This is a genomic window from Lysinibacillus sphaericus (assembly GCF_006864135.1).
Classification (GTDB): Bacteria; Bacillota; Bacilli; order Bacillales_A; family Planococcaceae; genus Lysinibacillus.
In genome coordinates this window covers 1-4704 of record NZ_SADV01000048.1, presented here as the reverse complement: position 1 = coordinate 4704, position 4704 = coordinate 1, and the positions used below count along the sequence as shown (strand labels likewise).

3 protein-coding genes and 1 rRNA gene are annotated in these 4704 nt (G+C 31.7%); all 4 read left to right on the top strand.

Going from position 1 to position 4704, the window contains the following annotated elements; genetic code table 11:
- Positions 1-77 (top strand): 5S ribosomal RNA (rrf, locus tag C7Y47_RS26365); the annotation flags it as partial.
- 338 nt (positions 78-415) lie between these two features.
- The gene (locus C7Y47_RS24450) at positions 416-1585 is read left to right on the top strand and encodes an ATP-grasp domain-containing protein (RefSeq protein WP_185903604.1); all 1170 of its coding nucleotides are present in this window, start codon (positions 416-418) and stop codon (positions 1583-1585) included.
- A gap of 36 nt (positions 1586-1621) precedes the next feature.
- Positions 1622-3307, top strand: coding sequence for a methyl-accepting chemotaxis protein (locus C7Y47_RS24445; protein ID WP_255505319.1), 1686 nt, complete (start codon positions 1622-1624; stop codon positions 3305-3307).
- Positions 3308-3498: 191 nt separating this feature from the next.
- Positions 3499-4392, top strand: coding sequence for a patatin-like phospholipase family protein (locus C7Y47_RS24440; RefSeq protein ID WP_132364842.1), 894 nt, complete (start codon positions 3499-3501; stop codon positions 4390-4392).
- The last annotated feature ends 312 nt before the right edge of the window (positions 4393-4704 follow it).

The following is a 4704-nucleotide window of genomic DNA, read 5'->3' as shown; positions in this document are numbered from 1 at the left end:
CCGAACACGGAAGTTAAGCTCTTTAGCGCCGATGGTAGTTGGGGGCTTCCCCCTGTGAGAGTAGGACGTCGCTAGGCAATGTAAACAGTCAGCTGAGTGCTGGCTGTTTTTTTGTAAAATTATACAAATAATAATTAACCAATAGTAAAAAATCGAGAAGCTAATGTGAGCTTCTCGATTTTTTTACTATTTACTTTAGCAAAAGTTAATCTTTATATAGTCAAATATACTCATTAGTATTTAGATATTTCATTTTACTTTCATATTAATTTCGATGTAATATTACCCATAGTATTAAAAGGTAATACTATGGCTTTTATAGGTATTATATATTAAAATAGGTAATAGTTATTTTTGCATACTATTAGGATATAGGTATGTAAAAAAATATATAATATAAATAGGAGTGTAAATATTGATAATACTAGATAGACCTTATGTTTCGGACTTATTAGCGGACACAATTAGTAAGAATAAAATTCCGGTAATCAAATTAAATGAAGTTTTTATACCAAACGAATCTACTATAAATTTAAAAAAGGTAGACGATTTGTTAATTGAATTAGAGAAAGGGAATTCTCCAATTCTCTTTAACTCTGAAAATGGACTTAATATTTTATCAAAATATGCGCCTAATCACTATTTAACAACTGTTACAGATATTTTGAAAAATAAAGTTACTTTCAGGAAAACATTAAGCAGACATTATACAGATTTCTTTTTCACAGAAGTTTCTCTAAAAGAATTAGAAGAATTAGATCCTAGTGCTCTACCTTTCCCTATTATTGTTAAGCCTGTTATAGGATATTCAAGTATAGGTGTACATCGTATTGATAAGGTAGAAGAATATAAAGAAACTATTAAACTACTTAAGTTTGAAATGGAAGTTACAAGTTCAGAGTATCCAATCGAAGTTATTAATAATCAATCATTTATAATTGAAAAATTAATTGAAGGCGATGAATACGCTGTTGACGTATATTTTACAGAAGACGGGGAACCTGTTATCCTAAATCTTTTTAAAAGAATGTTTAGGCATGAGAAAGACATGAGCGATAGAATTTACTATACGAGTAAGCAAGTAATAAATGAGTCCCTCAACAAAATTCAAGAGTTTTTAAGAACTATTTCATCGTTCTTCGCTTTAAAGTCCGCCCCTATACATATTGAAATTCGCATTAATAATGACCAGATTGTTCCTATTGAAGTAAATCCACTTAGATTTGCTGGTATCGGTACAAATGAACTTGGCGTTCATGCATATGGTGTAAACGCATGTGAGTACTTTTTTAAACAAGAAAAGCCTGATTGGGAAAATATAGTTAATCAAATGGATGATTCAATTTATAGCTTTTGTTGTGCCGAAATAGATACCTCTATTGATTGTAAGCAAGTTGTATCTATTAATCATGAAGCGTTTAAACTAAACTTTGGTGAAATTTTAGAATATCGACCAATGAAAGTGAATGAAAGCTCTACTTTTGCTGTAATCTTTCATAAGTCACCGGATTTAAATGAAAATATAAGGTTATTGAATTTAGATCTGAATCAATATATAACGTTAAAAGAAAGGGTATTTGTTTAATAATGACTAATTTTTTTATTGCAGTTAGGAGCGTTAATGATGTTTAAAAGTATGACAATTAGAAAGAAAATATTATTAAACGTATTAATGCCTATTGTTGTTATAAGCACAATTTTTAGCTTAGCCATTTTTATTGTAGCTGATCGTTTAATTGACGGGTATATTATTCCTCAGTTTGAAGAGAGCTTAACAATGAAAATGGAGGATTTCGATGAGTTATTTGATAAAGAATTAATCAATAGTGCTAAAACAAACAAAAGTGCATATCAAGAACTATTGTCTAGAGGAAATGCATTTCAAGAAGAGTATGATTTAGAAAATGTGTATATTATGAGTAAAGTAGATAATAAAGAAGTCATTTTATTTTTAGGTAATGACGATAAGTATTTATCACCTCTAGCGTTTACTGATGAACAAAAAGCTGCACTAGGTACAACTAAAATGGTTACAAGTGATATTTATATAGATGATTACGGCGCCCATAAGTCTACATTTTTACAAGTTCAAGGAACAGATTCTGTCTTAGGATTGGATGAAGATGCAGATTTTATAGTTGATCTAGAAAGTTTATTAATAAAAGTATGTGTATTATTAGCACTTATATTTATTGTGGTAAGTGGTATACTAGCATATTTCACTGCTAAAAGAATTTCTAAACCGTTAAATGAGCTTGTAGATTATACTAAAGTAATTGCAGCTGGTGATTTAACACAGGAAATAAAAAATACAAGTAATGATGAAATTGGTCAACTTGCATCAAGTTTTAATAGTATGCAAGTACAGCTAAAAGAAGTTATAGGTCATGTATCCTCAACAGCAGACTATGTAGCAAACGGGTCTAAAGAATTGACTCAAAGTATAGAGCAAGTGACAGAAATGGCTAATCAGGTATCAGCAGCAGTTCAGGAAGTTTCAGTAAGTAGCGAAATGATAACAACTGGGGCTATTCAAAATCAAATTGCAATTAGAGAAATATCAGAGGGGATAGTAGAAATTACAGAATCTACTACAAACGTCTCTGATGAATCTATTAAGACATCTGAAGAATCCAATCAAGGTAATAATGTCATTCAACAATCCGTACAAGGAATTGATTCAATTAACGAGCTTTCAAAAGCCTCAATGCAAATGACAGAACAAATGCATCAACGTTCTAAAGAAGTAGGACAAATTACAAATGTAATTACAAGTATTTCAGATCAAATTAATTTACTAGCACTAAATGCAGCTATTGAGGCTGCTCGTGCAGGTGAATACGGAAAAGGGTTTGCTGTTGTCGCAGATGAAATAAGACATTTAGCAGAACAATCTGCCCAATCTGCTAATGACATAACTAAATTAATCTCTGAAATGCAAAACAATTCTAATGAATCGGTTGAAGCTATTACGAGAGTAGTAGATGAAATTGATCAAGAGACTGTCGCAATAAGATTGGCCGGAGATACTTTCCAAAAAATCTCATCTCTAATTTCAAACATTAGTATGCGAACGCAATCAATTGCTTCAACAGTAGAACAAATATCAGCAAGCTCTGAACAAGTATTAGGGACTACTGAGACAACTGTGCAATCATTGGAGCAAACATCAGCAGGTACCCAAAATATTGCTTCAACTATGCAAGAGCAATCTGCTTTTATGGAAGAAATGCTAGGAACAGCTAATCAAGTAAATGATATGGTTGAAAACTTAAAAGGTCAAATTGCACATTTTAAAATTAAGTAATCTAAGCAATAACATTAACTAAGTTAAAAGGATTAGCTCTAACTTGAACAGAGCTAATCCTTTTACTATTTTTAGATCCGTATGCCGGTACAAAGTCGTTTGTAAATTCGACAAAATACTCATTGAGTTCGTTCTAATTGTATATAACTTTTTATATAATGTAGCGATTACCTGAAAAAGGAGAGGAAATTTTGTGGATTGATGGTGTTTTTTCTGGTGGTGGTTTGAAGGGGTTTGCACTAGTTGGGGCGTATCAAGTACTAGAAGCTGAAAATTTCCGCTTTAAACGGGTAGCTGGAACAAGTGCTGGGGCCATATTAGCTGCTTTTATTGCTGCAGGGTATAGTGGAAAAGAAATTCAAACGATGTTAGAAGAGTTGGATGTACCTTCATTACTAGATCCAAGGAAAACAATCTTACCTTTCCCGTTTATGAAGTGGGTTAATGTTTATCACCATTTAGGTTTATATAAAGGAAAAGCATTAGAAAAATGGTTTTTTCAGAAATTGGCAGCAAAAGGTGTTTATACATTCGGAGATTTACCTAGAGATTCATTAAAATTAGTGGCTTCAGATTTAACAAATGGCAGAATGATCGTTTTACCAGACGATTTACAAAAATATCATATTGAAGCGAGGAACTTTTCTGTAGCAAGTGCTTTACGTATGAGCTGTGGTATACCGTTCTTCTTTGAACCTGTTACATTAAAAACAGGAAAAGGAGATTCAGTTATAGTAGACGGCGGCGTATTGAGTAATTTTCCGTTATGGGTATTTGATGATAGAGAAGGACGTAAGATGCGACCGATTATAGGACTTAAATTGAGTAGACGTAGAGAAGAACAACATCCACATGAAATCAAAAACGGATTAAATTTATTTGAAGCTTTATTTACTACTATGAAAGATGCTCATGATGAAAGGTATATTTCAAGACGGCATGAACGAGATATTATTTTTATTCCTGTCGATGACTATAGCGCCACACAATTTGATTTAGATGAAGAGACTAAAGAAACGCTTTTAGAAATAGGAAGAAACCGTACTATTCAATTTTTAAAATCATGGCCGAAGTTTAGGTTATAAAACTTTAAAAAAAACAAAAAAACTATTGACGTTCTACGATGTGGGTGATATTATATAAAAGTTGCTGCTAAACATGCAGCTAGAACAATATGAAAATAAAATAACTGTTTGACATTATGTATAAAACATGTTATTATATAAAAGTTAACTCTTAACAAAGAGATGGCGATTATAAATGAACCTTGAAAACTGAACAAGCAAAACGTAATCAATAAAGTTTTTACTAGCTAACCTTGAGTTAGTGAACGAAACAAAATTTTGGACATCAAACATGATGCCAGCAAAACAATTTGAGCTAATCAAATTTCTTTT